Source organism: Paenibacillus sp. FSL H3-0321, assembly GCF_038002865.1.
In the GTDB taxonomy this organism is placed as follows: Bacteria; Bacillota; Bacilli; order Paenibacillales; family Paenibacillaceae; genus Paenibacillus_AQ.
The window spans coordinates 4,310,715-4,337,038 of record NZ_JBBODH010000001.1 but is presented as its reverse complement, the minus strand read 5'-3'; the positions used below and the strand labels follow the sequence as shown (position 1 = coordinate 4,337,038).

The window sequence follows — 26,324 nt, the reverse complement described above, 5'->3', positions numbered from 1 at the left end:
ATTTTATCATAATTCCCAACATTATGCGGCCTGGTCCCTCCGATTACTAAGACACAATCGACAATTTGAGGAATCATTTATTTTGTTTTACCATTTCGCTATGATTTTGCTTAGACGGCGGCAAGCTTACCATGGATATCTTCTTTAACTCTTTATGCATCCAAATACCGGCTATCGCTCCCTCGCCCATTGCAACTGTAGCTTGCTCTGCATGAACAGCGACATCACCAGCCACCCATAAATGCTCCACATTGGTCATTAATGAACGCTTATCCGCTTCGATATGCTTGTTCTTATGAAGCTTCACCCCAAGCTCTGCCGCAAGTTCCGAATGTACCGCATTGTTCCCAAAGGCGATAAACCCACGCTCCGCAAGCAAAGTATTTCCGCTCTCCAGGACTACCGCTTTAATGATTCCATCATTCTCCTCATCGATTCGTGCAACTGCTTCCTCTACGTATAAGATTCCTTGTTCATCAAGACGTTGGCGGTTTTCTGCCGATACCGGCTGGCATTCATGATTGATATAAGTCAGATCACCCGTACGCTCGCGCAAAACAAAAGCCATATTTGCCCCTACGTCACCTGAACCCAGCAATAGGGTCTGCCGGTTCTGAATTTCGTAGCCATCACAATCCGGGCATACATATACCGTCTTTCCTAATGTAGCTACAAGCCCCGGCAACTCAGGAAAGCGGTCCATTACACCTGTTGCAAGCAGCAATGTCTTGGAACTATAGCACTGATTCTCGAAACCGTTCAGCTGAAACAAACCATTCTGCTTATCTGCCTTAGTAATCCTATCCGTAACAAACTCTACCCCAGCAACTTCAGCCTGCCGCCTCCCCCTTGCCCTAAGCTCTTCACCGGATATTCCCTCTGGCCAGCCCAATATATTATGATAATTGCGGCAAATGTTAGGTCTTCCCCCTCCCGCGTCTATCACAAGCACATGGTGGGCGGAGTAACGTCCCAATTGAATCGCCGCCTGCAGACCGGCAAAACCGCCTCCAACAATAATTGCATCATATATAACGGGAATCCCCTCATTTCTGCTCAGTGTTATAAACTTATAATTAAACGGAGACAGAAATTTTAAACTCGATGTCAGCAATTTCATTTTCCTGCGTATGACGATAACACAAAAAATCCACCACCCGAAGGTGATGACTTTCTGATTGGGATGAGCCATGAAGGACTCGAACCTTCGACACCCTGATTAAAAGTCAGGTGCTCTACCAACTGAGCTAATGGCTCATAAAACTGGTGGAGGCTGATGGATTCGAACCACCGAACACGTACGTGAGCAGATTTACAGTCTGATGCGTTTGGCCACTTCGCTAAGCCTCCATATATGGTGGCGCGGGAGGGAATCGAACCCCCGACACAAGGATTTTCAGTCCTTTGCTCTACCGACTGAGCTACCGAGCCATAAAAAAAGCCATAAAACATAAAAAAATGGCGGAACCGACGGGATTCGAACCCGCGATCTCCTGCGTGACAGGCAGGCATGTTAGGCCAACTACACCACGGTTCCGCATTTGTAAAAATAATGGTGCCGGCGAGAGGACTTGAACCCCCAACCTACTGATTACAAGTCAGTTGCTCTACCAGTTGAGCTACACCGGCACGGTGTAAAAGTGTTGAAACGGTGTTGAATTGTGAAAATGGTGGAGGCTGAGGGGATCGAACCCCCGACCCTCTGCTTGTAAGGCAGATGCTCTCCCAGCTGAGCTAAGCCTCCGGGTTGTATGGTAGCGGCAGAGGGGATCGAACCCCCGACCTCACGGGTATGAACCGTACGCTCTAGCCAGCTGAGCTACGCCGCCACACTAACAATATTATGAATTTGAAATGGCGGAGAGAGAGGGATTCGAACCCTCGCACCGCTTACGCAGTCTAACCCCTTAGCAGAGGGTCCCCTTATAGCCACTTGGGTATCTCTCCAAACAAGTTGGTGCCATGTAAATTCATTCAGGAACCTTAATTCCTGAAAACTGAATCCGAAACAAATCTGCGTCTTAACTTGTTGGATAAGCCCTCGACCGATTAGTATTGGTCAGCTCCATGCATTGCTGCACTTCCACCTCCAACCTATCTACCTCGTCGTCTTCAAGGGGTCTTACTAATTGGGAAATCTCATCTTGAGGGGGGCTTCACGCTTAGATGCTTTCAGCGCTTATCCCGTCCGTACGTAGCTACTCAGCCATGCTCCTGGCGGAACAACTGATGCACCAGCGGTACGTCCATCCCGGTCCTCTCGTACTAAGGACAGCTCCTCTCAAATTTCCTGCGCCCACGACAGATAGGGACCGAACTGTCTCACGACGTTCTGAACCCAGCTCGCGTACCGCTTTAATGGGCGAACAGCCCAACCCTTGGGACCTACTTCAGCCCCAGGATGCGATGAGCCGACATCGAGGTGCCAAACCTCCCCGTCGATGTGGACTCTTGGGGGAGATAAGCCTGTTATCCCCAGGGTAGCTTTTATCCGTTGAGCGATGGCCCTTCCATGCGGTACCACCGGATCACTAAGTCCGACTTTCGTCCCTGCTCGACTTGTTGGTCTCGCAGTCAAGCTCCCTTATGCCTTTGCACTCTTCGAATGATTTCCAACCATTCTGAGGGAACCTTTGAACGCCTCCGTTACTCTTTAGGAGGCGACCGCCCCAGTCAAACTGCCCGCCTGACACGGTCCCCGTACCCGATTAGGGCACTAGGTTAGAACCTAGATACGATCAGGGTGGTATCCCAACGGCGCCTCCGCAGAAGCTTGCGCTCCTGCCTCTACGGCTCCCACCTATCCTGTACAGATCGTACCCAAATTCAATATCAAGCTGCAGTAAAGCTCCATGGGGTCTTTCCGTCTTGTCGCGGGTAACCTGCATCTTCACAGGTATTAAAATTTCACCGGATCTCTCGTTGAGACAGCGCCCAAGTCGTTACGCCATTCGTGCGGGTCAGAATTTACCTGACAAGGAATTTCGCTACCTTAGGACCGTTATAGTTACGGCCGCCGTTTACTGGGGCTTCGGTTCACAGCTTCGGATTGCTCCTAACCGCTCCCCTTAACCTTCCAGCACCGGGCAGGCGTCAGCCCGTATACTTCGCCTTGCGGCTTCGCACAGACCTGTGTTTTTGCTAAACAGTCGCTTGGGCCTTTTCACTGCGGCCCCCTCGGGCTATTCACCCTACCGAGGCACCCCTTCTCCCGAAGTTACGGGGTCATTTTGCCGAGTTCCTTAACGAGAGTTCTTCCGCGCGCCTTAGAATTCTCTTCTCGCCTACCTGTGTCGGTTTGCGGTACGGGCACCTTCTCCTGGCTAGAGGCTTTTCTTGGCAGTGTGAGATCATGACCTTCGCTACTATAATTTTCGCTCCCCATCACAGCCCAGCCTTAATGGTGTGCGGATTTGCCTACACACCAGCCTCACTGCTTAGACGGACATCCATCAGTCCGCGTCACTACCCTCCTGCGTCACCCCATCGCTCATAGCGGATTACGGTGGTACAGTAATTTCAAACTGTTGTCCTTCGACTACGCCTTTCGGCCTCGCCTTAGGTCCCGACTTACCCTGAGCGGACGAGCCTTCCTCAGGAAACCTTGGGCTTTCGGCGGATCAGATTCTCACTGATCTTTTCGTTACTCATACCGGCATTCTCACTTGTATGCTGTCCAGCGCTCCTTACGGTACACCTTCAACCTGCATACAACGCTCCCCTACCCCAGATGCAAAGCATCTAGCCATAGCTTCGGTGGTGTGTTTAGCCCCGTTACATTTTCGGCGCAGAGTCACTCGACCAGTGAGCTATTACGCACTCTTTCAATGGTGGCTGCTTCTAAGCCAACATCCTGGTTGTCTGTGCAACTCCACATCCTTTCCCACTTAACACACACTTGGGGACCTTAGCTGATGGTCTGGGCTGTTTCCCTTTTGACAATGGATCTTAGCACTCACTGTCTGACTCCCGGCAAGAAGTTAATGGCATTCGGAGTTTGACTGAGCTTGGTAACCCTTGCGGGCCCCGCACCCAATCAGTGCTCTACCTCCACCACTCCATTCACCGAGGCTAGCCCTAAAGCTATTTCGGGGAGAACCAGCTATCTCCGAGTTCGATTGGAATTTCTCCGCTACCCCCACCTCATCCCCGCATTTTTCAACATACGTGGGTTCGGGCCTCCAGTGCGTGTTACCGCACCTTCACCCTGGACAGGGGTAGATCACACGGTTTCGGGTCTACGTCCACATACTCAGTCGCCCTATTCAGACTCGCTTTCGCTGCGGCTCCGGCTTCTCACCTTAACCTTGCATGTTAAACGTAACTCGCCGGTTCATTCTACAAAAGGCACGCCATCACCCATGAATAGGGCTCTGACTTTTTGTAAGCACACGGTTTCAGGTTCTATTTCACTCCCCTTCCGGGGTGCTTTTCACCTTTCCCTCACGGTACTGTTTCACTATCGGTCGCCAGGTAGTATTTAGCCTTAGCAGATGGTCCTGCTGGATTCATACGGGGTTTCACGTGCCCCGCACTACTCGGGATCCGTCTCGGAGAGAACACAGTTTAGGCTACAGGGCTTTTACCTCTATCGCGGGCCTTTCCAGACCTCTTCGCCTACCATATTCCTTTGTAACTCCATGTGAGACGTCCCACAACCCCAAGAGGCAAGCCCCTTGGTTTAGGCTGTTCCGCGTTCGCTCGCCGCTACTGACGGAATCACTATTGTTTTCTCTTCCTCAGGGTACTTAGATGTTTCAGTTCCCCTGGTCTGCCTCTATCTCCCCTATGTATTCAGAGAGAAGTAACTGCGAATTACCACAGCTGGGTTTCCCCATTCGGACACCCCCGGATCAAAGCTTGCTTACAGCTCCCCGAGGCAGTTTCGTTGTTCGCCACGTCCTTCGTCGGCTCCTGGCGCCTAGGCATCCTCCGTGTGCTCTTATTAGCTTAACCAATCGCTCTGGTATTGGCTTATTCGCTCATCTTGTTTTAAACAGCGCTTCCAGATCACTCTGTCCGCCAGTCTGTTTAAAGCCAAAAGTCGCTCACAATCCAAAACCTTCGCTTAGTATCACTATTAATTAAAACTTGTTCACACAAGTTTCAGCTAAAAGATGTTCTAAAACGCAAATTCGTTTCGGTATCCAGTTTTCAAGGATCAAGTTTAAAGAAGTATTGAGTTTAAATCATTTTGGTGGAGCCAAGCGGGATCGAACCGCTGACCTCCTGCTTGCAAGGCAGGCGCTCTCCCAGCTGAGCTATGGCCCCATAATAGGATATTAAGTTAAGAATGGTGGGCCTTAGTGGACTCGAACCACCGACCTCACCCTTATCAGGGGTGCGCTCTAACCAGCTGAGCTAAAGGCCCTTATTCTATCAATGCACCTCATAAACTTCATAAGGTTGCGCTTGGCAGCGTCCTACTCTCCCAGGACCCTTCGGTCCAAGTACCATTGGCGCTGGAGGACTTAACGGTCGTGTTCGGGATGGGTACGTGTGGAACCCCTCCGCTATCGCCACCAAACGCATACGAAAGAGACTTGCTCTTTCAAAACTGAACACGAGTGAGTGTTTTGGAAGCTGAGCTTCCGATTTGAATGTCACCGTTGCAGGTGACGATTCTCCATAGAAAGGAGGTGATCCAGCCGCACCTTCCGATACGGCTACCTTGTTACGACTTCACCCCAATCATCTACCCCACCTTCGGCGGCTGGCTCCCTTGCGGGTTACCCCACCGACTTCGGGTGTTGTAAACTCTCGTGGTGTGACGGGCGGTGTGTACAAGACCCGGGAACGTATTCACCGCGGCATGCTGATCCGCGATTACTAGCAATTCCGACTTCATGCAGGCGAGTTGCAGCCTGCAATCCGAACTGAGACCGGCTTTGCTGGGATTGGCTCCACCTCGCGGCTTCGCTTCCCGTTGTACCGGCCATTGTAGTACGTGTGTAGCCCAGGTCATAAGGGGCATGATGATTTGACGTCATCCCCACCTTCCTCCGGTTTGTCACCGGCAGTCACTCTAGAGTGCCCAGCACTACCTGCTGGCAACTAAAGTCAAGGGTTGCGCTCGTTGCGGGACTTAACCCAACATCTCACGACACGAGCTGACGACAACCATGCACCACCTGTCTCCTCTGTCCCGAAGGCCGCCACTATCTCTAGTGGATTCAGAGGGATGTCAAGACCTGGTAAGGTTCTTCGCGTTGCTTCGAATTAAACCACATACTCCACTGCTTGTGCGGGTCCCCGTCAATTCCTTTGAGTTTCAGTCTTGCGACCGTACTCCCCAGGCGGAGTGCTTACTGTGTTAACTTCGGCACCAAGGGTATCGAAACCCCTAACACCTAGCACTCATCGTTTACGGCGTGGACTACCAGGGTATCTAATCCTGTTTGCTCCCCACGCTTTCGCGCCTCAGCGTCAGTTACAGCCCAGAAAGTCGCCTTCGCCACTGGTGTTCCTCCACATATCTACGCATTTCACCGCTACACGTGGAATTCCACTTTCCTCTTCTGTACTCAAGCCACCCAGTTTCCAGTGCGACCTCAGGTTGAGCCCAAGGTTTAAACACCAGACTTAAATAGCCGCCTGCGCGCGCTTTACGCCCAATAATTCCGGACAACGCTTGCCCCCTACGTATTACCGCGGCTGCTGGCACGTAGTTAGCCGGGGCTTTCTTCTCAGGTACCGTCACTCCGGTAGCAGTTACTCTACCGGACGTTCTTCCCTGGCAACAGAGCTTTACGATCCGAAAACCTTCATCACTCACGCGGCGTTGCTCCGTCAGGCTTTCGCCCATTGCGGAAGATTCCCTACTGCTGCCTCCCGTAGGAGTCTGGGCCGTGTCTCAGTCCCAGTGTGGCCGTTCACCCTCTCAGGTCGGCTACGCATCGTCGCCTTGGTGAGCCGTTACCCCACCAACTAGCTAATGCGCCGCAGGCCCATCTCCTTGTAGCAGATTGCTCCGCCTTTCATCCTCCGTCCATGTGAACAAAGGAATTATCCGGTATTAGCTACCGTTTCCGGTAGTTATCCCAGTCAAAGAGGTAGGTTGCCTACGTGTTACTCACCCGTCCGCCGCTAAGTTAATCCGGAGCAAGCTCCTTCATAACTCCGCTCGACTTGCATGTATTAGGCACGCCGCCAGCGTTCGTCCTGAGCCAGGATCAAACTCTCCAAATTGGTATTTAGAAAGAGCGATTGCTCAATTTGAAACATCTGACGAGAATTTACATTCTCACGATGAAGTTTCTAAAGCGTAAAAATACGCTGTGAAACTCATCAGTTTTGGATCTCACTTGCGTGATTTCCCACTCACTCGTTGTTCAGTTTTCAAAGATCAATGTCTCTTTTTTCGTCGTCGTTGCTTGTCAGCAGCGACCTTTATAATATATCACAGCACCCTTACTTCAGTCAAGCGTTTTTTTAATTTCTTTTTTCGCTTTCCTTATTGGCAAGTTATCAAGTGATATCTTGTCCAAAGGGCCGAGACTTAATGTATCATAAATTAATAACATGCGTCAACCATTAAAACAAAGTTATTTTTAAACCGAGCAGCATCAGGACTCCCGGAAGTCCAAGAATCGTTACTGCGCCTATGGTTGCCGGGTTTAAAGGAAGATAAACTTCCGTAAGCAATCCGGAGAAATTCACTATATAAATGCCCATCGCAGCAAGAATAAGATGAGTCCCAAACAAACTGAGCCAGGCCCAGCCTAATTTTTTACGAAAAACTATTAATATCAATAATAACCCGGATAATATCAATACGCCCATTGCAGCCAATCTTAGCATTATGCTCCCCCTTTACATATCTTGACCAAGCCTATAATAGACTGCGGTTAAGCCCCAAGCTTTTAGCATGCTTAAGATGAATTTGATATTTGCGTTCTGCTGCCTCCAGAATATATATCGCATAATCAATTTGATCCTGACCCAGCGCCTCATCAAACATCAAATAGGCTCTTTGCCACTCCGCTTGTGCCTTGGACACTTCGAGGAATACATTCCAGTGCTCATCCAAGTCTGACACTTGAACATTTTTTACATCGTTTCCCTGCTTTCTCGAGCCCCACCAACCCATTTGCGATTCCCCCTCAAGAATAATTCTATGCTTGATAACGCAGCTGCCGCGTCTTGCATATTCTCATTCATATAAAGATGGGGACAAACTTAGAACTAAAAAGTCCCACAAAGTAAGACGGCGGTTCATAGCCTATCTTGTATGTAATGTATCGTTCAGGACGTATGCGCCCTCCTATATAAAAAAGAAGCCCTCGCGGGCTTCCTTCGCTGATTATGATGTCAGAACTGCTTAGAGCTCACGACGGCCTTCCAAAGCTTTGGATAAGGTAACCTCGTCCGCATACTCCAGATCGCCCCCCACAGGCAAGCCATGGGCTATTCTGGTGATTTTAATATCGAACGGACGGACCAGACGGGAGATATACATAGCTGTAGCTTCACCCTCAATATTGGGGTTAGTGGCCATAATAAGCTCTTTCACTCTCTCGTCGCTCAGACGGGTCAACAGTTCCTTAAGTCTTATATCGTCGGGACCTATGCCCTCCATCGGTGAGATTGCACCCTGAAGCACATGATAATAGCCGTCGAACTCCTTGGTTCTCTCTATGGCTACAAGATCCTTGGAGTCTTGTACCACGCAGATCACTGAGGTATCTCGGGTTTTGTCCTGACATATACGGCATGGATCGGTGTCCGTAATGTTGCAGCAGACCGAGCAGTAATGAAGATTGCGTTTGACACTGACAAGCGCTTTGGCAAAGTCAATAACTTCATCCTCTTTCATGTTGAGTACATGAAAAGCCAGCCGGGCTGCTGTCTTCGGGCCGATCCCGGGCAAACGTGTAAAAGCTTCGATCAGCTTGGCTAGCGGTTCTGGATAATACAAATTGATGGTTCTCCTTTGGTCTGGAGTGGAGTAGGCCTAGAATAAGCCAGGGATCTTCATTCCGCCGGTGAATTTACCCATGTCGTTGTTAGCCAGCTCTTCAGCCTGGGTAAGGGCGTCGTTTACAGCGGTGATGACAAGATCCTGCAGCATTTCGATATCTTCCGGATCAACAGCCTCTGGTTTGATTTGCATGGACAGCAGCTTCTTATGGCCATTCACTTGTACAGTAACCACGCCGCCGCCGGAAGAACCTTCGATCGTCTTGCTTCCCAGCTCTTCTTGGGCTTTGAGCATTTGCTCCTGCATTTTTTTAACCTGTTTCATCATTTGGTTCATATTATTCATAAGTCGTCTCTCCTTTGGAATGCGCTTTTTGCGCTCATAGGCTTAAATGCTACTCTTTTATGACAACAAGGTCTTCTCCAAAGAGCTGGATAGCCTCGTCAATCCATGGTTCAGTCTTTGTCTCAGCAGTTTCATGCTCATGCTCGAGACGAAGCTCCTCCTTGCCCGGTTGTGCAGCAGACTTCTGCGCCGCTTCATTCCAGTCGCGCAGAAGTATCGTAACCAGACGGTAGGGTTTACCCAGCCGTGCAGCTAACACATTCTCAATCACCTGTCTGTTGGCCGGTTTCTCTGTGGTGTCCCGGTGAATTGTGTTCTTAAAGGCCACAAGCACCGCATCTTCCATTACAGACACAGGCTCACCGTCAACAAACCAGGCATGCACGGTTACCTTCTCCTCCTTCACCCCTTGCAAGACGACGCTCCATTGTTTAAACACCGAAGCGAAATCAGCACTGTCTTTACCGGCGATGAATTTATCCAGCTGCGGAGGCAGCTTGGAGGGTGAGGAGATTCGTGGAGCCGAGCTTTGGGCTGGCTTCTGGGCGGAAGCCTGATCTCTTGAGCCGTTACCGGATATCCCACCGGACTGCATAGCCTGCTCGAGCTTCTTCTCCAATGCGGCAATCTGACGCTTAAGAAGCTCTAGTTCCCCCGAATCCACGGAGGGGCTGCCGCTTGAAGGCTGCAGGGAGGCTGCTGAGCCAGGGGCAGCCGCCAGAATCGGAGCTCCTCCGCCCTGCTGCAAGCTGCATAACTTCATCAGCGCCACTTCAAACAAAGTCTGCGGATGAGTGGCATATTTCATTTCTCCCAGATAACGGTTCAGGGTCTCGACAATTTCAAACAGCCGCTCCCGGGAGAACGCTGCTGCCATGTCGCGGAATTCAGCAGGATTGAGAACCCGGTCTGTTAGCTGATCCGCGCCCGGCACCATCTTGATCATCAGCAGATCACGGAAATAATACAGCAGGTTCTCCAGACATTTGTCGGCGCTTTTGCCTTCGTGCATAAGCTGCTCGACAAGTTCCAGAAGCAGACCCATATCACCTTCCAGAATGGCTGTTGCAAGGCGGGCAAACTGCTCGGAAGGAATCCCCCCCGTCATTCCCAGCACTTGCTGGTAAGTCACATTGCCGTCTGTAAAGGAAGAAATCTGGTCCAGTATGCTGAGAGCATCGCGCATCCCCCCATCGGACAGGCGGGCAATGTACTGCAATGCATCTGCATCTGCAGTAATGCCTTCCTTCTGACAGATTTCAGTTAGCCGGCCGCTCTGCTCCTCGAGCGATACTCTGCGAAAGTCAAAACGCTGGCAGCGGGAAATAATCGTTGCCGGCAATTTATGAGGTTCTGTCGTCGCCAAAATGAACATGACATGGGGCGGCGGCTCCTCCAGCGTCTTTAGCAGAGCGTTAAACGCTTCTGTTGTCAGCATATGCACTTCATCAATAATATACACTTTACGGCGTACTTCGGTAGGCGCATATTTCACCTTATCCCGCAGATCGCGAATCTCTTCAACACCCCGGTTGGAGGCCGCATCAATTTCCTGCACATCCATTACGTTGCCCGCGGAAATCCGCACACAGGATGGACATTCATTGCATGGCTCCGGACCCGGACCGCGCTCGCAATTGACCGCTTTGGCGAGCACTTTGGCAGCACTCGTCTTGCCGGTTCCCCGCGGGCCGCTGAACAGGTAGGCATGCGAAACCCGCTGTTCACGAATCGCATTCTGCAGCGTCTGGATAATGTGCTGTTGTCCTACCATGTCTTGAAACGACTGCGGCCGCCAAGCACGGTACAGCGCGATATGTTCCACTATGCATTACCCTTTCTTAGGCTGCCGCTTTCCGGCATTTGTCGCTAATTTATTATACTATATTCCCCAGACTTTGACCAAAAACAAAAAGCATCTTTGCTTGTGGCAAAGACGCTATCATTAACGATATGTTCATAATATAAAACCGTGCACCTGTTATTGATGGCTGCGATCCAAGCGGCAACCCTACAAGACTGCTCGGGCTAGGCCACCCTCCGGCACAAGAGTAAACTTGCTTATGGCTGCTTCCTTCCGGACCTGACCAGGTTCACAAGCACTCATTGCGGAGGACCCAACCGTCAACACAGTCCATAGGGACCAAGGCCTCACATCGACAGCACCTCTAACAGGAATTCAACCTCGCTACAGCGGATTGCGAGTTACAGGGCACCGCTACCTCCCCGTCTAGCACGGCGAAGATAAGTATAGCTCACCGACCGGTAAAAATCAACCCGGCAAGCGGAAACGGGATTCTTTTCCTCTAGCATATAAAAACCCCCTGGCTAAAAAAGCCAAGGGGCAGTCCAATCTTATGCCACTGAAAGGCAAGGCTGATTAGATACCGTATTTCTTCTTGAATTTATCAACGCGACCACCGGCATCAAGGAATTTCTGCTTGCCAGTGAAGAACGGATGGCAGTTAGAGCAAATTTCGACGCGCAGCTCTTGTTTAACAGAACCGGATTCGAATGTGTTGCCACATGCGCAGGTTACCTTAGTAAGGTTGTACTTTGGTTGGATTGTTTGTTGCATTTGAATTTCACCTCTCATGCCCTAGGACTCATGCGGACCCAGAGTTATTAAACATACAACGGTATTTTAGCATGAAAGGTAGAAGTCTGCAATATGTTTGAAGCCCATATTTCCGTGCTACATATGGACTCTGCGCTGTTTGGCACGGGCCAAATCCGCTGGAGGGACATGAGTGAAGGAGCCTATAACCACACCCGGAAGTTCCTCGCGGAAAATCTCAAGCATCGTCTTCATACCCAGAATTTCGCCTTGCGCTGGAGGAATGAGTTCTAAATAACTCTCGGGATCAATGTTCAGATTACGCATCTGAATCAGTTTCAGATCCGTACGTCTTACAAATTCCACCATCGCCTCAATTTCTTCCTCGCGATCCGTGACCCCGGGGAAAATCAGATAATTGATAGACGTATATACACCCTGCGCCGCAGCGTATTTCAACGACTTCTCCACATTCGCCAAAGTGTAGCCGCGAGGCTTGTAGTAAGCGTTGTAATGGTCATCCAAAGCACTGATCGTACTCACCCGCATCAAATCAAGCCCTGCATCAACAATCCCGCGGATATGGTCGCTCAGCCCGGCGTTGGTGTTGATATTGATATAGCCCATATCGGTAACCGAACGCACTTCACGAATAGACTCAATAATTAATTTGGCCTGTGTGGAAGGCTCGCCTTCACAACCCTGACCGAAGCTGATGATGGACTCAGGCGTCTTCAGATGCTCCAGCATGACTTGAGAAATTTCATCCACCGTAGGCCGGAAGTTCATACGGGTCTGCGGTGATACAAACCCGCTGTCATCAGGCTGTTCGGAAATACAGCCAAAGCACCCGGCATTGCAAGAATAGGAGACCGGAACCGCACCTTCCCAACGACCTAAAAAGGTATTGGAGGAAGTCAGGCATTCATAGCCCAGCGCGCAGTTGGAAAGATGATCATAAAGACGGTTCTCCGGATACTTGGCGGTCAAATCACCGACTCCGGCTTCCACATTCTCCCGGTCACAATTCAAAGGGTTCCATTGTTCGGGATCGTCCGTAAGATCAGCAGCCACGTAGAAGCCGCCATCCTTCCACACTACAGCAGAATATCCGAACAGCGGAAGCTTATACGACTTGTCTGTCTTGACATAACCAGGAAGACAAAGCCTTGTAAAACCCTGCGGCAACAGTGCGCCTACAGCCTGCGAGCCTTTCGGCAACGGCAGCATTTCCCCTGTCTCGGGGTTCATGCCCACTGCCCGCGTATTAGGCAGTCCTACCAGCGTCGCGCCTTCCGGCAGCGGAATCAATTCTTCCTCCAGCATCTCAACAATCATATCTCCGCTGCGGGCAAGCCCGTACAGCTCGGGATGATCATATACGTTTCCTTGCCCGTCGGCATATACCAAATACATGTTAGTCTCCTCTTATATCAATTCTCAGGTTGTAGGGACAGTAGGTGTCTTGGGCCGTGTTGTCCGGCGCGCCGACGAACCGCTATTGGAAGTTCCGCCATTGCTGGCTGTACCGCTTGCCGATGAACCCTCTTTGCTTCCGGCCACATCAAAAGACGCCAGGAATTCGGCATTAGTCTTGGTGTCACGCAGCTTTTTGATGAATCCCTCTACAAAATCGTACGACTCGTTCATATTTTTGCGGATCGCCCAAATGGTATCGAGTTCTTCCTTGCTCAGCAGCACCTCTTCGCGGCGTGTGCCTGAACGGCGGATGTCGATTGCCGGGAAGATACGGCGTTCCGCCAGCTTGCGGTCCAAATGCAGCTCCATGTTGCCCGTACCTTTAAATTCCTCATAAATGATATCATCCATACGCGATCCGGTATCAATCAGTGCTGTTGCAAGGATCGTCAGACTTCCGCCTTCTTCTACATTCCGCGCAGAACCAAAGAACCGCTTCGGACGGTGGAACGCCGCAGGATCTATCCCCCCGCTAAGTGTCCGGCCGGATGGAGGAACCACAAGGTTATAGGCGCGTGCCAACCGGGTAATGCTATCCAGCAGAATAACAACATCTTTTTTATGCTCAACCAAACGCAGTGCCCGCTGCAGGACAAGCTCAGCTACCTTAATATGATTCTCCGGAAGCTCGTCAAATGTGGATGCAACCACTTCGCCTTTTACAGAGCGCTGCATATCAGTTACTTCTTCGGGACGTTCATCAATCAGCAATACAAACAGTTCAATCTCGGGATTATTAGTGGAGATACTGTTGGCAATTTCTTTCAGAAGGAGCGTTTTTCCTGCTTTGGGAGGTGCTACAATCAAACCGCGCTGCCCTAAACCTACAGGAGCAAGCAAATCCATTATTCGGGTAGATAAATGAGTAGGGGATGTTTCGAGCGGCAGCTTGTCTTGCGGATAAAGAGGTGTCAGCGCCGGGAAATGCAAGCGCTCCGCTGCACTGGCAGGATTCTCGCCATTCACGGCATTTACTTGAAGCAAGCCAAAGTAACGTTCATTTTCTTTCGGTGTGCGGCATTTCCCGGAAACAAGATCGCCGCTTCTTAAATCAAATTTGCGAATTTGCGAAGCCGAGATATAAATATCTTCCGCGCTGGGCAAATAGTTAATCGGCCTCAGGAAACCATAGCCTTCAGGCAAAATCTCCAGTACGCCTTCCATGAACATGAGCCCGCTTTGCTCCGCTTGTGCACGAAGAATCGCAAAGATCAGTTCCCGTTTCTTCAGCGTTCCGTAGTAGGGAATCTGGTATTTCTTAGCCAGCTTATACAGATCGGTCAGCTTCATTTCTTCCAGATCGGAAATTTGAAGATCCATGTAATAACCACCTATTCAATTTTTGTATGAGTTCGGGCAAAATATGAGTCTATTAAATTGCTCATTAGGATAGGATTACCCAAATTGGAAGGAGATATGCAGTTTAGAGGCAAATATTACTCCTCCCAATTCCTCGGGCAACCTCAATTTCTATTCGTTCTCGCGCCAGACCTCGGCACCCAAATTGCGCAGATTGCTAACAAGATTATCATATCCGCGGTCAATATATTCCACACCCGTGACCTCGGTAATGCCTTCCTGAACAGTCAGTCCGGCAATGACCAGCGCCGCACCCGCGCGCAAATCGGCAGCCTTTACTTTAGCAGCGTTAAGCTTGCCGCCTTCAATAATAGCTGATCGCCCTTCTACGCGGATCTTTGCGCCCATCCGCACGAGTTCCGGCACATGCTTAAACCGGTTGCTGTAGACAAAATCGCTAAGGACGCTAACTCCCTCAGCCTGGGTCAATATACTTGTCATCGGGGATTGAAGATCGGTGGCAAAACCGGGGTATACCAAAGCCTTAACATCGACATGCTCATATCGGGCTCTGCCGATCACACGAATGCTTTCGTCCAGTTCTTCAATTTCTACGCCCATCTCCAGCAGTTTGGCGGTCAAAGCCTCCAAATGTTTGGGGATAACGTTATCTATTAACACGTTGCCGCGCGTTGCTGCAGCAGCAATCATATATGTCCCAGCTTGAATCCGGTCGGGAATGATGGAATGACGGCAGCCATGCATCTCCGTAACGCCTTCGATCCGGATGGTTTCGGTACCGGCGCCTTTAATAATTGCGCCCATAGAGTTTAATAGGGTAGCTACATCTATAATCTCAGGCTCTTTAGCCGCATTTTCAATAATTGTAGAGCCTTTGGCCCGTGAAGCCGCAAGCATAATGTTAATGGTCGCTCCAACGCTGGACACATCCAGATAAATTTTCGCACCGCGCAGTTCCTTGGCATAAAGATGAATCGAACCATGATCATTAGTCACGGTCGCTCCCAGCGCCTCAAAACCTTTAATGTGCTGGTCAATTGGGCGGGGTTCAAAATTACAGCCGCCGGGAAGACCAATTGTCGCTTCTTTGAATCTTCCAAGAAGCGCTCCCATCATATAATATGAAGCCCGCAATTTCTTAACGGGGCCGTTAGGCATTGGAATGGAGACGATACGGGAGGGATCAATTCTCATCTGGTTGCCTGACCACGATACAGTCGCACCAAGCTCTTCCAGAATTTCAGAGTAAACAGCCACATCACTAAGGGAGGGCAAATTATCCAGAACAACTTCAGATTCGGCTAAAATCGCCGCAGGAATAAGCGCAATTGCGCTATTCTTCGCTCCGCTGATGGTTACAACGCCCTCTAGCGGACGTCCACCGCCAATCATTAATTTTTCCATAGATTTATCTGGTTCCCCCTACGTGTATTGCAACTTATCCGGCAATACCTGCTGTGGCATTTTTGGTGAATAAAATGGAAAGACACCGGCTAAGCGGTGTGCTTTCCATATCAAACTATTCAACTGGACAGCGTTAAATAACCTGTCCCGGTGCATAAAGATATTAATCTGTGCAGATGCACAAAGGAAAGAGCACTCTTAACAAGGGTAGCTCGTCCGCTAAGGGCGGAAATAAATTACGCTTTGTTGCTGGATCCGAACTCGCGGATTTTGCCAATAACGGTTTGTTTGATGGCATCGCGGCCTGGTGCGATAAATGTACGTGGATCGTAAGCATCAGGTTTAGCAGCAAGAACTTCGCGAACTACTTTAGCAAATGCGATTTGGTTCTCAGTGTTTACGTTGATTTTGGAAGTACCCAGGGAGATCGATTTCTTGATATCGTGCTCAGGGATACCTGTACCACCGTGCAGAACCAGTGGAAGTTTAACCGCGTTGCGGATTTCTTCCATTTCTTTGAATCCGAGGTTAGGCTCGCCATGGTAAGGACCGTGTACGGAACCAAGTGCTGGAGCCAAAGTGTCGATGCCGGTTTCTTTAACGATGCTTACGCATTCGTTCAGGTCAGCATATTGAATGCCGCCGATAACGTCATCTTCTTGTCCGCCAACTGTACCTACTTCGGCTTCTACCGAAACACCTTTAGCGTGTGCATAGTCAACGACTTTTTTAGTCATTTCAATGTTTTCGCTGATTGGGTGGTGGGAACCGTCGATCATTACGGAAGTAAATCCGGCATCAATGGCTTCCTTACATTTGTCAAAGCTAGAACCGTGATCCAGGTGAATCGCTACAGGAACGGTGATTTTCATGTCATGAACAAGACCTTCAACCATCTTTACAACAGTGTAGAATCCGCCCATGTGACGAGCTGCGCCTTCGGATACACCAAGGATAACCGGTGATTTCTCTTCTTCTGCGGCACCAAGAATCGCTTGAGTCCACTCCAGGTTGTTGATGTTGAACTGGCCTACTGCATATTTTCCTTCAAGTGCTTTGTTTAACATGTCTGTCATAGATACTAATGGCATGGTTTCAATCCTCCTAAGAATGTTGGTTGCTTATATATAAGCCGACATCACATACAGGCTTATTATAGCACATCCTGTGTTAAATACTAAATAGGGTACACAAAAAAATGTCCCGGTGGGACGATATTCATCCAGCCCATATCCCAGCGGAACTCATCCTTTTTAGATTGTCCATTTCAGGAGCATCCCAAACTGCCTATTCCAACACTAGCTGCACTGGTCTATCGACTTGCTGTTAAGATGCATGTTCACGGCTACCCGCATCTCATCAATGTCAAAAGGTTTGGTAAAGTGCATCAGTGCTCCGAGTTTCGTCGCTTCCTTAATCATATCCAGCTCTCCGTAGGCAGTCATCATAATCACCTTTATGGCCGGATTGATTTCCTTCAAATGCTTCAGGATTTCGAGTCCGTCCATTCCCGGAATCTTCATATCGAGCAGAACCAAGTCTGGGGATTCACTACGAACAATGTCCAGTGCCAATTTTCCGTTAGCTGCTTGAAAAGTGGTATACCCTTCGCTATTAAAGACTTCCATGAGAAGAATCCGGATTCCGTTCTGATCGTCGACAATTAATACTTTCTTCTTTTCCATATCATACCCTCCCAGATTTAAGGCAGATTGACTATACCGCGCTCCGCACAGCTAACGGCCCACTACAACTTAGTCTATACGAAACCTATAATTCGTGCTTTACAGCCAAAATCCTGCTAATTGGATAAAATGGGTAAATACAATCCATATAATGGTTAAACACTGACTATCCGGGAATGGTAAATTCAAAACTATAAAAATTAAATTTCTCAACAGCAGAAAAGGTATACAAACCCTTAAAACTAAAAAAAACGGCTTTGCCGTCCTTAACGAAGGACGACATCCGTTTTTGCAGAAATGAAGGAAAAAGTATAGTGCACAACCTATAACTGTCCTATATTTCAAGCGGAAACGGCTTCACCGTCCTCAAAAGGACGGTATCCGTTTCAGCGAGAAATAGAAGGATAATTTATAGCGTGAAACATATAAATTCTTATATTTTGAAGAAAGCCTCCAGATGGAGGCTTTCAAAGACCCGTGAGGGCTGGTTTGACATATGAATTACAGCTGTTCGGAATGAGTCAGTGAAGCTTTGACAAATTCACGGAAGAGCGGCTGCGGACGGTTCGGACGGGAAGTGAATTCCGGATGGAATTGTACCGACAGGAACCACGGATGACCCGGAAGCTCCACAATTTCCACCAGACGTCCATCAGGTGAAGTCCCGGAGATCACGAGACCCGCTTTTTCAATTTCGTCGCGGTAGGCGTTATTGAACTCATACCGATGACGGTGGCGTTCATAGACCAGTTCATCATCATAGCAGGACATAGCCAGTGAATCCGGCAAAAGCTTGCAAGGATACAGTCCAAGACGCATGGTGCCGCCCATATCTTCGATATCCTTCTGCTCAGGGAGCAGATCAATCAGCGGATGCGATGTAGTCGGATCAATCTCCGAACTGTTCGCCCCTGCCAGTCCCAACACGGAACGGCCGTATTCGATAACGGAAACCTGCATTCCCAGGCAAATCCCGAAGAACGGGATCAATTGCTCACGGGCATAACGGATTGCGGAGATTTTACCTTCAATCCCCCGGTCGCCGAAGCCGCCTGGCACCAGAATGCCGCCTACTCCGCCAAGCAGTTCGTCCACATTCTCGTCGGTCACCATCTCGGCATCCACCCAGCGGAGCTTCACTTCCGCATTGGCTGCGAAACCTGCATGCGAAAGCGACTCCACCACACTCAGATATGCATCATGCAAAGCAACGTACTTGCCGACAATAGCGATCTCCACGGTGTGTTCCAGCTTCTGGATCCGCTCCAGCATGCTTTCCCATTCACGCATATCCGGCGCAGGTGTAGTCAGCTTCAAATGATTAACCACAATCTCATCCAGACCTTCATCACGCAGGTTAAGCGGAACCTCATACAGCGTGGAAGCATCACGGCACTCAACTACTGCATTGGCGTCGATGTCACAGAACAAGGCAATTTTGGCCTTCATGTCTTCAGAAAGCGGATATTCCGTACGGCATACGATCACATTCGGCTGAATCCCAATGCTGCGCAGCTCCTTGACACTATGTTGTGTCGGCTTTGTCTTTACTTCACCCGCAGCCTTAATATATGGAATCAAGGTTACGTGGATATACATTACATTTTCCCGGCCAATATCACCCTTAATCTGACGGATAGCTTCCAGGAACGGCAGGCTCTCAATGTCGCCCACAGTACCGCCGATTTCGGTAATAACTACATCAGAACCAGTCTCGCGGCCGGCGCGGTATACCCGTTCCTTGATTTCATTGGTGATGTGAGGAATAACCTGAACCGTGCCGCCCAAATATTCCCCGCGCCGTTCTTTGCTGATTACGGAGGAATAAATTTTACCTGTCGTCACATTGCTGTTCTTTGACAGATTGATATCAATAAACCGTTCGTAGTGTCCAAGATCGAGGTCAGTCTCCGCACCATCATCGGTGACAAATACTTCCCCGTGCTGATAAGGACTCATAGTTCCAGGGTCTACATTGATATAAGGATCAAATTTCTGGATCGTCACCTTCAGACCTCTGTTCTTGAGCAGCCTGCCCAGCGAAGCAGCGGTGATGCCCTTGCCCAGGGAAGACACAACGCCACCCGTTACAAAAATATACTTTGTCACTGTAAAACCCTCCTAAATAAAGTCCAGAAATTCAGGCGACGCTTTTGTTTATCGTAACCCTTTTTTCCATCATCAAAACGGGGAACTTAAAAGTTACTTCCACCACCCCCAAAAAACAGGGATGCGTTCATCCAATCACGGAAAAACCATCTAAAAAAACAAAAAAGTGACACCCGTAGAGCCGGGGCACTTTTTATTTTAGAAAATAATATTAACGTTCATTATAAGCCCATGCAATAGTTTACTCTGACGGTCCTACCCATGTCAAGGGAGGAATTCTGCCCTAGCGTACTATTCTAAAATCCGTCGTTCTCGTCCTCGTCGGCATCTTCGCCTTCGCCGTCTTCGGAATCATCTTCATCCACTTCGTCTTCGTCAATGTCATCTTCATCAATGACAACATCCTCGTCAACTTCTTCTTCGCTGTCGTCGTCTGAATAGAGGTCGTCGCGATCTTCGTCGATAACGTCGAAGTCCTCTTCCTCAGCAGCATAGTTCTCTTCTTCTTCGGCAAAATCATCATCTTCCAAATCGTCGTCTTCATCGTTGATGATACGAACGCGTTTGGTATTACCGACAGGATCATCGGAGCGTTCCAGAGGGTACCAGCGTTTCAGCCCCCACAGGTTGGTTCCGACACAGGCAAAACGCCCGTCAATGTTAATCTCGGTATATAACTGGGCAATAGTATCTTGGCTTTCTTGCTCGGTCATACCGCGCAGCTTGGCTACTTCAACCATCAGGTCACGGTAATAAAAAGGTGTGTTGGCTGCTTTAAGCACCAGGAAAGCCAGGTCCACCATCGGTATTTCTTTAACTTTCTCAGGGTCCAGCTTTAAATTGAGTGGCGTACTCACTAAAGGACACTTCCTCTCACGCATTGTTCACATTACAAATCATGCTTAATTTATCATATCCATTAACAAACCTAAGTAAAACCTATTTGCCAGCAAATTGCAAGTCAATTGCGGTGAGAGGCCGGAAGATTCGCTTTGCGGTCCTGGTATGGAGATTTGTTTCTGGCGTTCCGGAAGGTTTGAAGCGCTTTCGGATGTCTCAGCCACTGCTGCACGGGCACGAACAAAGCAATTCGATCTGATCATATGTACCCGGCTGTCCCAACGCCAGGAAACCTGTGCTAAGCCGTCTTTGTTGAAAAGTACGCACAGCCGCTTTTGTACAGCAGATATGGAGAAAGTACAGCACCAAGCTTATACTTCTAATTTGCTAAAAAGGCGGAGGAAATTCCTCCGCGCATGACTGTATCCACGCCAAGGATCGGCTCCTTACGGGATGTTGCAAAGAGAGGTTTAGATCTCTTCCGTTTATTTTATGTGAAGCGCCGCCTTTTGACACGATGGGCAGCCCATTTCGCTAAAAAAGGGCAAGTTCCCATTCGGACGTCCGCCTTCTTTCATACAATATGGCAGCACGGCACCGAGGAGGGGACGGCGTATAACTTATGGACTATTACGGATTTTGGCAGATGCTGCTTGATGAGATATCGGCTGCCCCCAAAAATACTACTGAGCGGCGAATTGTTACCTTCAACGATGCCCGCCAGTATGCCGGAGCGCTGTCACAGTGGAAGGCGCTGAAGAAAAAGCGGCCCGGGCTGCGGCAGGTTCAGGTTTCCCCGCTGATTCGGGCCTTCTTTCTGCCTGCTGCGGGTGCAGAAAGACTGATGGATAAATTCTCCGATTTGCTGCGTATTGAAAATGACCTGCGGATACAGGTCCACTCCGTGTCCCCGGACAAGAGCGGAACCGCCGTCATGCCATGGGGGGTGAAGGCGATACATGCTCCCCAGGCCTGGTCCAAATCAACCGGAGTGCATGTAAAAATAGGCGTTATTGACACGGGGGCCGATTACCGCCATCCCGATTTGAAGCATTCCCTGGCCTCCGGTGTGAATCTGCTGCACCGCGGCATGCTGCCGCTCGATGATAACGGGCATGGCACTCATATTGCCGGTACACTGGCCGCAGCGGGCGGCACGCGCGGAATGATGGGCGTAGCCCCGCGCGCACTGGTGTATCCGGTCAAAGCCTTTGACCACAGCGGCTCCGCCTATGTATCGGATATTGTCCTTGGGATCGACTGGTGTGTACAGAACAAGATCGACATTATCAATATGAGCTTCGGGATGAAAACAAGAAGCAAAGCACTTCATGATGTGGTGATCAAGGCCTATCGGGCCGGGATCGCTATCATCGCCTCCTCCGGCAATGACGGCAAACGGGGCGGGGACTATCCCGCCCGCTACCCCGAGACGATCGCCGTCGGCGCCCTGGACAGAAGGCACCGCGTAGCGGCCTTCAGCAACCGCGGTCCGTACATCGATGTGTACGGACCAGGCGAAAGCGTGCCCTCCTGCTGGCTGAGGGAGGGCTACAAAGAGATGAGCGGCACCTCCATGGCGACCTCGCATGTCACCGGTGCCGCTGCACTGCTGCTCGCGCTGCGGCCGTCGCTTACGCCGCGCGAGCTGAAGCTGCTGCTGCGCCGCACGGCTTCGCCGGTGCGGCTGCGCAAGGGCCAGCGCCGCGCCTCCCTGGGCGGCGGCGCGGCCGATGCCCTGCGCCTGCTGCGGGCGGGCGCACGGGCTAAACCCGTTGCCGCCGCCGCAAAAGCGTAGGCAACGGGCGGCAAATGCCGCCGCTACGCTCTGCGGCGGCGCGCAGCTGCAGGCCCCTCCGGCACGGGGGCCTGCAACCAGCCCGGACCGGGGGCCGCCCAGATTGCGGGCGGTTCCCGGTCCGGGGTTATTCAAGGCAGGACCCGGCGGCGCCGGTACTGCCTCACGCAAAAAGCTCCGCCTTCCTTTCACCGGAAGGCGGAGCTTTTAAGTTGCGGCGCAAGCTGCAGCTACATGCGGTCAGGCGCAGTGACACCGACAAGGCGCAGCACGTTGGCAATCGTCGTGCGTGCAGCGCCCAGCAGGGCGAGACGGGCCACGGTCTGTGCGGCATCCTCGGTAATCACGCGCTCGGCTTTGTAATAGCTGTGGAACAGCGCAGCCAGATCGTAGACATAGCGGATCAGGCGGTGCGGCGCATAGCCTTCGGCAGCAATGGCAATCTCCGCCGGTAATTCGCCGATTTTGCGGAGCAGATCATATTCATGAGCTGCCGTCAGCTTTGTATAATCGATATCTGCGTAATCCGGCAATGTGATGCCCTGCTCTTCCGCCTGGCGGAAAATGCTGCAGATCCGCGCATGCGCGTATTGAACGTAGAATACAGGATTTTCATTGGACGTGGAAATTGCCAGGTCCATATCGAAGTCCAGATGCGAATCCATGCTGCGCATCGTGAAGAAATAACGGATCGCGTCGAGGCCGACTTCTTCCATCAAGTCCTCCATCGTAACCGCTTTGCCGGTACGTTTCGACATTTTAACCTTTTCGCCGTTCTGGAACAGACTGACCATTTGGGCAATCAGCACCACAAGCTTCTCCGAATCGTTGCCAAGGGCCGACATCGCGGCCTTCATCCGCGGAATGTAGCCGTGGTGGTCAGCTCCCCAGATATTGATCATTTTATCGTAGCCGCGGCTATATTTATCGCTGTGGTAAGCAATATCAGGCGTGAGATAGGTATAGGTTCCGTCGTTCTTGATCAGTACGCGGTCCTTATCGTCCCCGTATTTGGTCGTCTGCAGCCAGGTTGCCCCGTCCAGCTCATATACCTCTCCGCGGTCGCGCAGCTCATCGAGTGAGCGCAGCACCTGTCCATTCTCATACAGCGAGGTTTCGCTGAACCAGATGTCGAAGTTGACGCGGAAGCGGCCGAGGTCGCGTTTGATTTTGTCCAGCTCCTTGGTCAGGCCGTAAGTGCGGAAGAAAGCGGCACGGTCCCCCGGAGTCAACACAAGCAGGGAATCCCCCTTCTCAGCCACAAGCTCTTTGGCGAATCCCTTGATGTCTTCGCCATGGTAGCCGTCCTCCGGCATTTCGGCCGGCTGGCCCAGCTCCTGCAGGTAGCGTGTCTCAATCGACTTGCACAGATTGGCCACCTGGTTGCCGGCGTCGTTGATATAGTACTCACGGGTTAGTTTGTAGCCGGCATAATCCAGCACGTTGCAGAGCGCGTCGCCGACAGCAGCACCGCGGGCATGCCCCAGGTGCAGGCTGCCGGTAGGATTCGCGCTGACGAATTCCACTTCAACCTTCTGCCCTTGGCCAACATCTATGCGGCCGTAGTTGTCACCCTGCTCGTGGGCAAGAGCGATTACCGGATAAAGGTAGCTCTTGGACAAAGTAAAGTTGATGAATCCCGGTCCGGCTATTTCTGCTTTTTCAATAGAAGCACGGCCTGTGTCTAGGTGCTCAATAATCGCCTCGGCGATCTGGCGCGGATTGCGCTTCGCAATCTTGGTAAGCTGCATCGCGGCGTTGGTTGCCAGATCGCCATGCGCTTTGTCCTTGGGCACTTCCAGCACGATAGCGGGAAGCTCTTCTCTGGTCACCAGGCCGGCGGCAACAACTGCATCGCCAATGGCTTCTTTCACCCGTTCATTGGCAAGCTGAAGCGGATTTGAACTTTGTGTCATGATTGTGGTTCCTCCTGTATATGCAAACTGATCGCGAACTGTCCTGATAACTCCTCGTAAACGTACAGATCATATTCCCATGAAACCGTCAGCGACCGCCCGTTCCGGACCATGTCCAGCTTCCGCGTTTCTGTAGAGAGATTGAACTGTGTGTAAGGGGAACGGTAGAATCCCGGCAGGCGGCGCCCCGGCGCAAAAGACTGCTCGGACTGGATTCCGCCGTGACGGATCAGCTTCAGCTCGCTGTCTGAAATCTTTATGGTAGTGCGGACGGAAACAGCCTCGCCCTGCGGGCCCTGACTGGATTCTTCATAACGGATATATAGCTGCGGCCCTCTGGCAGTAACTTCTCCGGCTGCTTTTACAACATTTCGCTGCCCGTCCTGCAGGCTTTCCAGTGTCACGGAAACACCGTATTTGTCGGACTGTACTTCAGCCATCACGTGTTCCTCGCTTATTCATTCTTATATTTAATCAAAGTCATATTCGCTTTCCCATTGTACACTATATCCAGTTCAAGAGAGCAATTCAATGGCTAATTCGCCATGAGGAATAATTAAAGCGGCAGCAGTTCAAGCTTATCCTGGGCACGCAGACCTTCCACCATGGACAGCCAGGCCTCAGGCTTATCCTCCAGCACAGCATAATAGCGGGTCAGGAAATCGGCAACCAAAGATGCATCCAGCCGGTCCTGCTCCTCATCTGCGGGCATGAAACAAAGATCCAGTCCGGTTACCGCCTCCCCGTCGCCCATCCACGAGGGATGTACATAAGGAAAATCAAGACGTTTATAGCCTAAGTGCGACAGCACCTCACGGCGTACAAACGGATCCATCGGCTTAACGCCTCCAAACTCATGATGTTGCGCCCGGTAAGGATCGTAGATTTCTGCGAACATACCGTACAGCATTTTTCCGTTATCGGCAGCAAGCTTGTTCAGGTCTTCCAGCCTGTTCCGGGCCAGAAAACGCCCGATCCCCAGACCCTCCCGGCCAATAATGGTGAAGTCGGTCATTGCCACATTCCAGTCCGGATAATAACGGTATTCCGTTGTGCCCACCACAGCTCCGTCATGGACGGCGGCAAATACGCGAATCCCGGGATCTTCAAGCGGCGCTTTCCACAAGCTGTACTCCAGCACTTCCTCCGGCGGGAACACCTCTGCCAGCAATTGATGCACTTGTCTGAACAACGGGTCCCCAATATCGGTGATTCTTATATATTCCATATTCCATTTCCTCCTCCATCCGGTTATGAATTCACTACGACTTCATACACGTGAAACAAAAGGGTTGCGCCATTCCATCAGTGCAGCGAAATTGCCCGATTCTTCATCGTCCAGATAATCGGCTACGACCCCGACCGGCGTCCGCCCGCAGCGCAGCAGGAAGGTGATCACAGGATCAGTTAGTGTGCCGGCGACCACTTCGGCCAGATACTTCTCCGCCGGCATCCGGGAAGCCTGCAGATGATAGCCGGGCATTCTTCCCGCTCCCAGTAGCCGCTCCAGCTTCTGCTCCACCACAACGTGATACAGCGACTGCACCAGTTCCTTGCCAAGTCCCAGCTTGCGGTATTTGGGACGTACACATAAATCGGCGATATACAGCGTATTTCCATCCGGCTGATGCGTGGTAATATAACCGTCTGCTGTAACCTCCGACCACGTATGATGAAGCCCTTCACCCTCCGGCTCAAAATTGATTTTCAGCCCTGTCACCGAGCCAGCCAGTTCCCCGTTCACTTCCACAGCGAGCGCGCCTTCCGGAAAAAGCGTCACATGATTCAGCAGCTGCTCCCGGTTCCACCATAATTCAGCAGGATAAGGCGGCGGAAATGCTTCGGACTGAATGGTGATCAGCTCGGCAAAATCGTCTTCGGTATACTGGCGGATAACCGCAGGCACCGGGATTTTTTCGTCAAAAGCATAAAAGGTTTTGTAGTACATACC

Annotated in this window: 19 protein-coding genes, 10 tRNA genes, 3 rRNA genes and 1 other RNA gene; 1 reads left to right on the top strand and 32 read right to left on the bottom strand. The window is 50.8% G+C overall.

The features are described 5' to 3' along the window. Positions 1-73: 73 nt before the first annotated feature. From MHI45_RS19365 to rpoE, 28 genes are all read right to left on the bottom strand, one after another. The gene (locus MHI45_RS19365) at positions 74-1,042 is read right to left on the bottom strand and encodes an NAD(P)/FAD-dependent oxidoreductase (RefSeq protein WP_076113263.1); all 969 of its coding nucleotides are present in this window, start codon (positions 1,040-1,042) and stop codon (positions 74-76) included. 142 nt (positions 1,043-1,184) lie between these two features. Continuing rightward, positions 1,185-1,257 (bottom strand) — tRNA-Lys (locus tag MHI45_RS19360). Between the two features lie 7 nt (positions 1,258-1,264). Continuing rightward, positions 1,265-1,350 (bottom strand) — tRNA-Tyr (locus tag MHI45_RS19355). A 5-nt stretch (positions 1,351-1,355) separates the two neighbouring features. Then, positions 1,356-1,431 (bottom strand) — tRNA-Phe (locus MHI45_RS19350). 28 nt (positions 1,432-1,459) lie between these two features. Beyond that, positions 1,460-1,537 (bottom strand) — tRNA-Asp (locus tag MHI45_RS19345). A gap of 16 nt (positions 1,538-1,553) precedes the next feature. After that, positions 1,554-1,629 (bottom strand) — tRNA-Thr (locus MHI45_RS19340). 39 nt (positions 1,630-1,668) lie between these two features. Continuing rightward, positions 1,669-1,744: transfer RNA gene (locus MHI45_RS19335), tRNA-Val, on the bottom strand. An 8-nt stretch (positions 1,745-1,752) separates the two neighbouring features. After that, positions 1,753-1,829, bottom strand: a tRNA-Met gene (locus MHI45_RS19330). Positions 1,830-1,855: 26 nt separating this feature from the next. Beyond that, positions 1,856-1,947: transfer RNA gene (locus MHI45_RS19325), tRNA-Ser, on the bottom strand. 82 nt (positions 1,948-2,029) lie between these two features. Next, positions 2,030-4,956: ribosomal RNA gene (locus tag MHI45_RS19320) — 23S ribosomal RNA — on the bottom strand. Positions 4,957-5,195: 239 nt separating this feature from the next. Continuing rightward, a tRNA-Ala gene (locus tag MHI45_RS19315) sits at positions 5,196-5,271 on the bottom strand. 23 nt (positions 5,272-5,294) lie between these two features. Continuing rightward, a tRNA-Ile gene (locus MHI45_RS19310) sits at positions 5,295-5,371 on the bottom strand. A gap of 39 nt (positions 5,372-5,410) precedes the next feature. Further along, positions 5,411-5,527 (bottom strand): 5S ribosomal RNA (gene rrf / locus MHI45_RS19305). Between the two features lie 105 nt (positions 5,528-5,632). Continuing rightward, positions 5,633-7,188, bottom strand: a 16S ribosomal RNA gene (locus MHI45_RS19300). Together the 16S, 23S and 5S rRNA genes with 10 tRNA genes alongside form the textbook arrangement of a ribosomal RNA operon. Before the next feature lie 345 nt (positions 7,189-7,533). Next, entirely contained in the window at positions 7,534-7,800 is a 267-nt protein-coding gene (locus MHI45_RS19295) for a pro-sigmaK processing inhibitor BofA family protein (protein WP_076114539.1), read from the bottom strand. Between the two features lie 31 nt (positions 7,801-7,831). Further along, the gene (locus MHI45_RS19290; RefSeq protein ID WP_076114538.1) at positions 7,832-8,089 is read right to left on the bottom strand and encodes a DUF2508 family protein; all 258 of its coding nucleotides are present in this window, start codon (positions 8,087-8,089) and stop codon (positions 7,832-7,834) included. Positions 8,090-8,320: 231 nt separating this feature from the next. Continuing rightward, complete coding sequence (gene recR, locus MHI45_RS19285; protein ID WP_038584584.1) at positions 8,321-8,917, bottom strand: recombination mediator RecR; 597 nt, start codon at positions 8,915-8,917, stop codon at positions 8,321-8,323. Between the two features lie 36 nt (positions 8,918-8,953). After that, positions 8,954-9,265 (bottom strand): YbaB/EbfC family nucleoid-associated protein, encoded by a 312-nt coding sequence (locus MHI45_RS19280; RefSeq protein WP_038584581.1) that lies wholly within the window; start codon positions 9,263-9,265, stop codon positions 8,954-8,956. A gap of 49 nt (positions 9,266-9,314) precedes the next feature. Next, positions 9,315-11,090, bottom strand: a complete 1,776-nt coding sequence (gene dnaX, locus MHI45_RS19275) for a DNA polymerase III subunit gamma/tau (RefSeq protein WP_076114537.1) — start codon at positions 11,088-11,090, stop codon at positions 9,315-9,317. Between the two features lie 145 nt (positions 11,091-11,235). Next, positions 11,236-11,504, bottom strand: an RNA gene (ffs, locus tag MHI45_RS19270) — signal recognition particle sRNA large type. Between the two features lie 141 nt (positions 11,505-11,645). Next, positions 11,646-11,843 carry a 50S ribosomal protein L31 gene (rpmE, locus tag MHI45_RS19265; RefSeq protein ID WP_076114536.1) on the bottom strand — a complete coding sequence of 66 codons (198 nt, stop codon included), beginning with the start codon at positions 11,841-11,843 and terminating at the stop codon, positions 11,646-11,648. A gap of 117 nt (positions 11,844-11,960) precedes the next feature. Beyond that, on the bottom strand, positions 11,961-13,238 hold the full coding sequence (locus MHI45_RS19260; protein ID WP_076114535.1) for a radical SAM protein: 1,278 nt from the start codon (positions 13,236-13,238) through the stop codon (positions 11,961-11,963). A gap of 24 nt (positions 13,239-13,262) precedes the next feature. Further along, positions 13,263-14,621, bottom strand: coding sequence for a transcription termination factor Rho (rho, locus tag MHI45_RS19255; RefSeq protein ID WP_038584572.1), 1,359 nt, complete (start codon positions 14,619-14,621; stop codon positions 13,263-13,265). A 150-nt stretch (positions 14,622-14,771) separates the two neighbouring features. After that, entirely contained in the window at positions 14,772-16,025 is a 1,254-nt protein-coding gene (locus MHI45_RS19250; protein WP_341119313.1) for a UDP-N-acetylglucosamine 1-carboxyvinyltransferase, read from the bottom strand. Between the two features lie 236 nt (positions 16,026-16,261). After that, positions 16,262-17,116 carry a class II fructose-1,6-bisphosphate aldolase gene (gene fba, locus MHI45_RS19245; RefSeq protein WP_038584566.1) on the bottom strand — a complete coding sequence of 285 codons (855 nt, stop codon included), beginning with the start codon at positions 17,114-17,116 and terminating at the stop codon, positions 16,262-16,264. A gap of 207 nt (positions 17,117-17,323) precedes the next feature. Further along, positions 17,324-17,710, bottom strand: a complete 387-nt coding sequence (locus tag MHI45_RS19240) for a response regulator (RefSeq protein ID WP_038584563.1) — start codon at positions 17,708-17,710, stop codon at positions 17,324-17,326. Positions 17,711-18,211: 501 nt separating this feature from the next. Next, the gene (locus MHI45_RS19235; protein ID WP_340895621.1) at positions 18,212-19,819 is read right to left on the bottom strand and encodes a CTP synthase; all 1,608 of its coding nucleotides are present in this window, start codon (positions 19,817-19,819) and stop codon (positions 18,212-18,214) included. A 296-nt stretch (positions 19,820-20,115) separates the two neighbouring features. Continuing rightward, complete coding sequence (gene rpoE / locus MHI45_RS19230) at positions 20,116-20,676, bottom strand: DNA-directed RNA polymerase subunit delta (protein WP_340895624.1); 561 nt, start codon at positions 20,674-20,676, stop codon at positions 20,116-20,118. A gap of 605 nt (positions 20,677-21,281) precedes the next feature. Here rpoE and MHI45_RS19225 point away from each other — a divergent pair. Beyond that, positions 21,282-22,457: a S8 family peptidase gene (locus tag MHI45_RS19225; protein WP_340895625.1), complete on the top strand. Its 1,176-nt coding sequence runs from the start codon at positions 21,282-21,284 to the stop codon at positions 22,455-22,457. A 230-nt stretch (positions 22,458-22,687) separates the two neighbouring features. Here the strand turns inward: MHI45_RS19225 and argS are convergent, their stop codons facing one another. From argS to MHI45_RS19205, 4 genes are all read right to left on the bottom strand, one after another. Then, a complete protein-coding gene (argS, locus tag MHI45_RS19220; protein ID WP_341119312.1) occupies positions 22,688-24,373 on the bottom strand; it encodes an arginine--tRNA ligase in 1,686 nt (561 codons plus the stop codon). Then, positions 24,370-24,813, bottom strand: a complete 444-nt coding sequence (locus MHI45_RS19215; protein ID WP_038584542.1) for a DUF1934 domain-containing protein — start codon at positions 24,811-24,813, stop codon at positions 24,370-24,372. The genes argS and MHI45_RS19215 overlap by 4 nt, the downstream gene beginning before the upstream one ends. A gap of 116 nt (positions 24,814-24,929) precedes the next feature. Continuing rightward, positions 24,930-25,601 (bottom strand): GNAT family N-acetyltransferase, encoded by a 672-nt coding sequence (locus MHI45_RS19210; protein WP_341119311.1) that lies wholly within the window; start codon positions 25,599-25,601, stop codon positions 24,930-24,932. A 42-nt stretch (positions 25,602-25,643) separates the two neighbouring features. Beyond that, complete coding sequence (locus tag MHI45_RS19205; RefSeq protein WP_341119310.1) at positions 25,644-26,321, bottom strand: GNAT family N-acetyltransferase; 678 nt, start codon at positions 26,319-26,321, stop codon at positions 25,644-25,646. Between the last annotated feature and the right edge of the window lie 3 nt (positions 26,322-26,324).

Excerpts from the sequence above, each read along its gene's own strand:
- MHI45_RS19295 (WP_076114539.1), bottom strand. The coding sequence starts at position 7,800 with ATGCTAAGATTGGCTGCAATGGGCGTATTGATATTATCCGGGTTATTA.
- MHI45_RS19290 (WP_076114538.1), bottom strand. The coding sequence starts at position 8,089 with ATGGGTTGGTGGGGCTCGAGAAAGCAGGGAAACGATGTAAAAAATGTT.
- MHI45_RS19280 (WP_038584581.1), bottom strand. The coding sequence starts at position 9,265 with ATGAATAATATGAACCAAATGATGAAACAGGTTAAAAAAATGCAGGAG.
- rpmE (WP_076114536.1), bottom strand. The coding sequence starts at position 11,843 with ATGCAACAAACAATCCAACCAAAGTACAACCTTACTAAGGTAACCTGC.
- MHI45_RS19260 (WP_076114535.1), bottom strand. The coding sequence starts at position 13,238 with ATGTATTTGGTATATGCCGACGGGCAAGGAAACGTATATGATCATCCC.
- rho (WP_038584572.1), bottom strand. The coding sequence starts at position 14,621 with ATGGATCTTCAAATTTCCGATCTGGAAGAAATGAAGCTGACCGATCTG.
- MHI45_RS19250 (WP_341119313.1), bottom strand. The coding sequence starts at position 16,025 with ATGGAAAAATTAATGATTGGCGGTGGACGTCCGCTAGAGGGCGTTGTA.
- fba (WP_038584566.1), bottom strand. The coding sequence starts at position 17,116 with ATGCCATTAGTATCTATGACAGACATGTTAAACAAAGCACTTGAAGGA.
- MHI45_RS19240 (WP_038584563.1), bottom strand. The coding sequence starts at position 17,710 with ATGGAAAAGAAGAAAGTATTAATTGTCGACGATCAGAACGGAATCCGG.
- MHI45_RS19225 (WP_340895625.1), top strand. The coding sequence starts at position 21,282 with ATGGACTATTACGGATTTTGGCAGATGCTGCTTGATGAGATATCGGCT.
- argS (WP_341119312.1), bottom strand. The coding sequence starts at position 24,373 with ATGACACAAAGTTCAAATCCGCTTCAGCTTGCCAATGAACGGGTGAAA.
- MHI45_RS19215 (WP_038584542.1), bottom strand. The coding sequence starts at position 24,813 with ATGGCTGAAGTACAGTCCGACAAATACGGTGTTTCCGTGACACTGGAA.
- MHI45_RS19210 (WP_341119311.1), bottom strand. The coding sequence starts at position 25,601 with ATGGAATATATAAGAATCACCGATATTGGGGACCCGTTGTTCAGACAA.
- MHI45_RS19205 (WP_341119310.1), bottom strand. The coding sequence starts at position 26,321 with ATGTACTACAAAACCTTTTATGCTTTTGACGAAAAAATCCCGGTGCCT.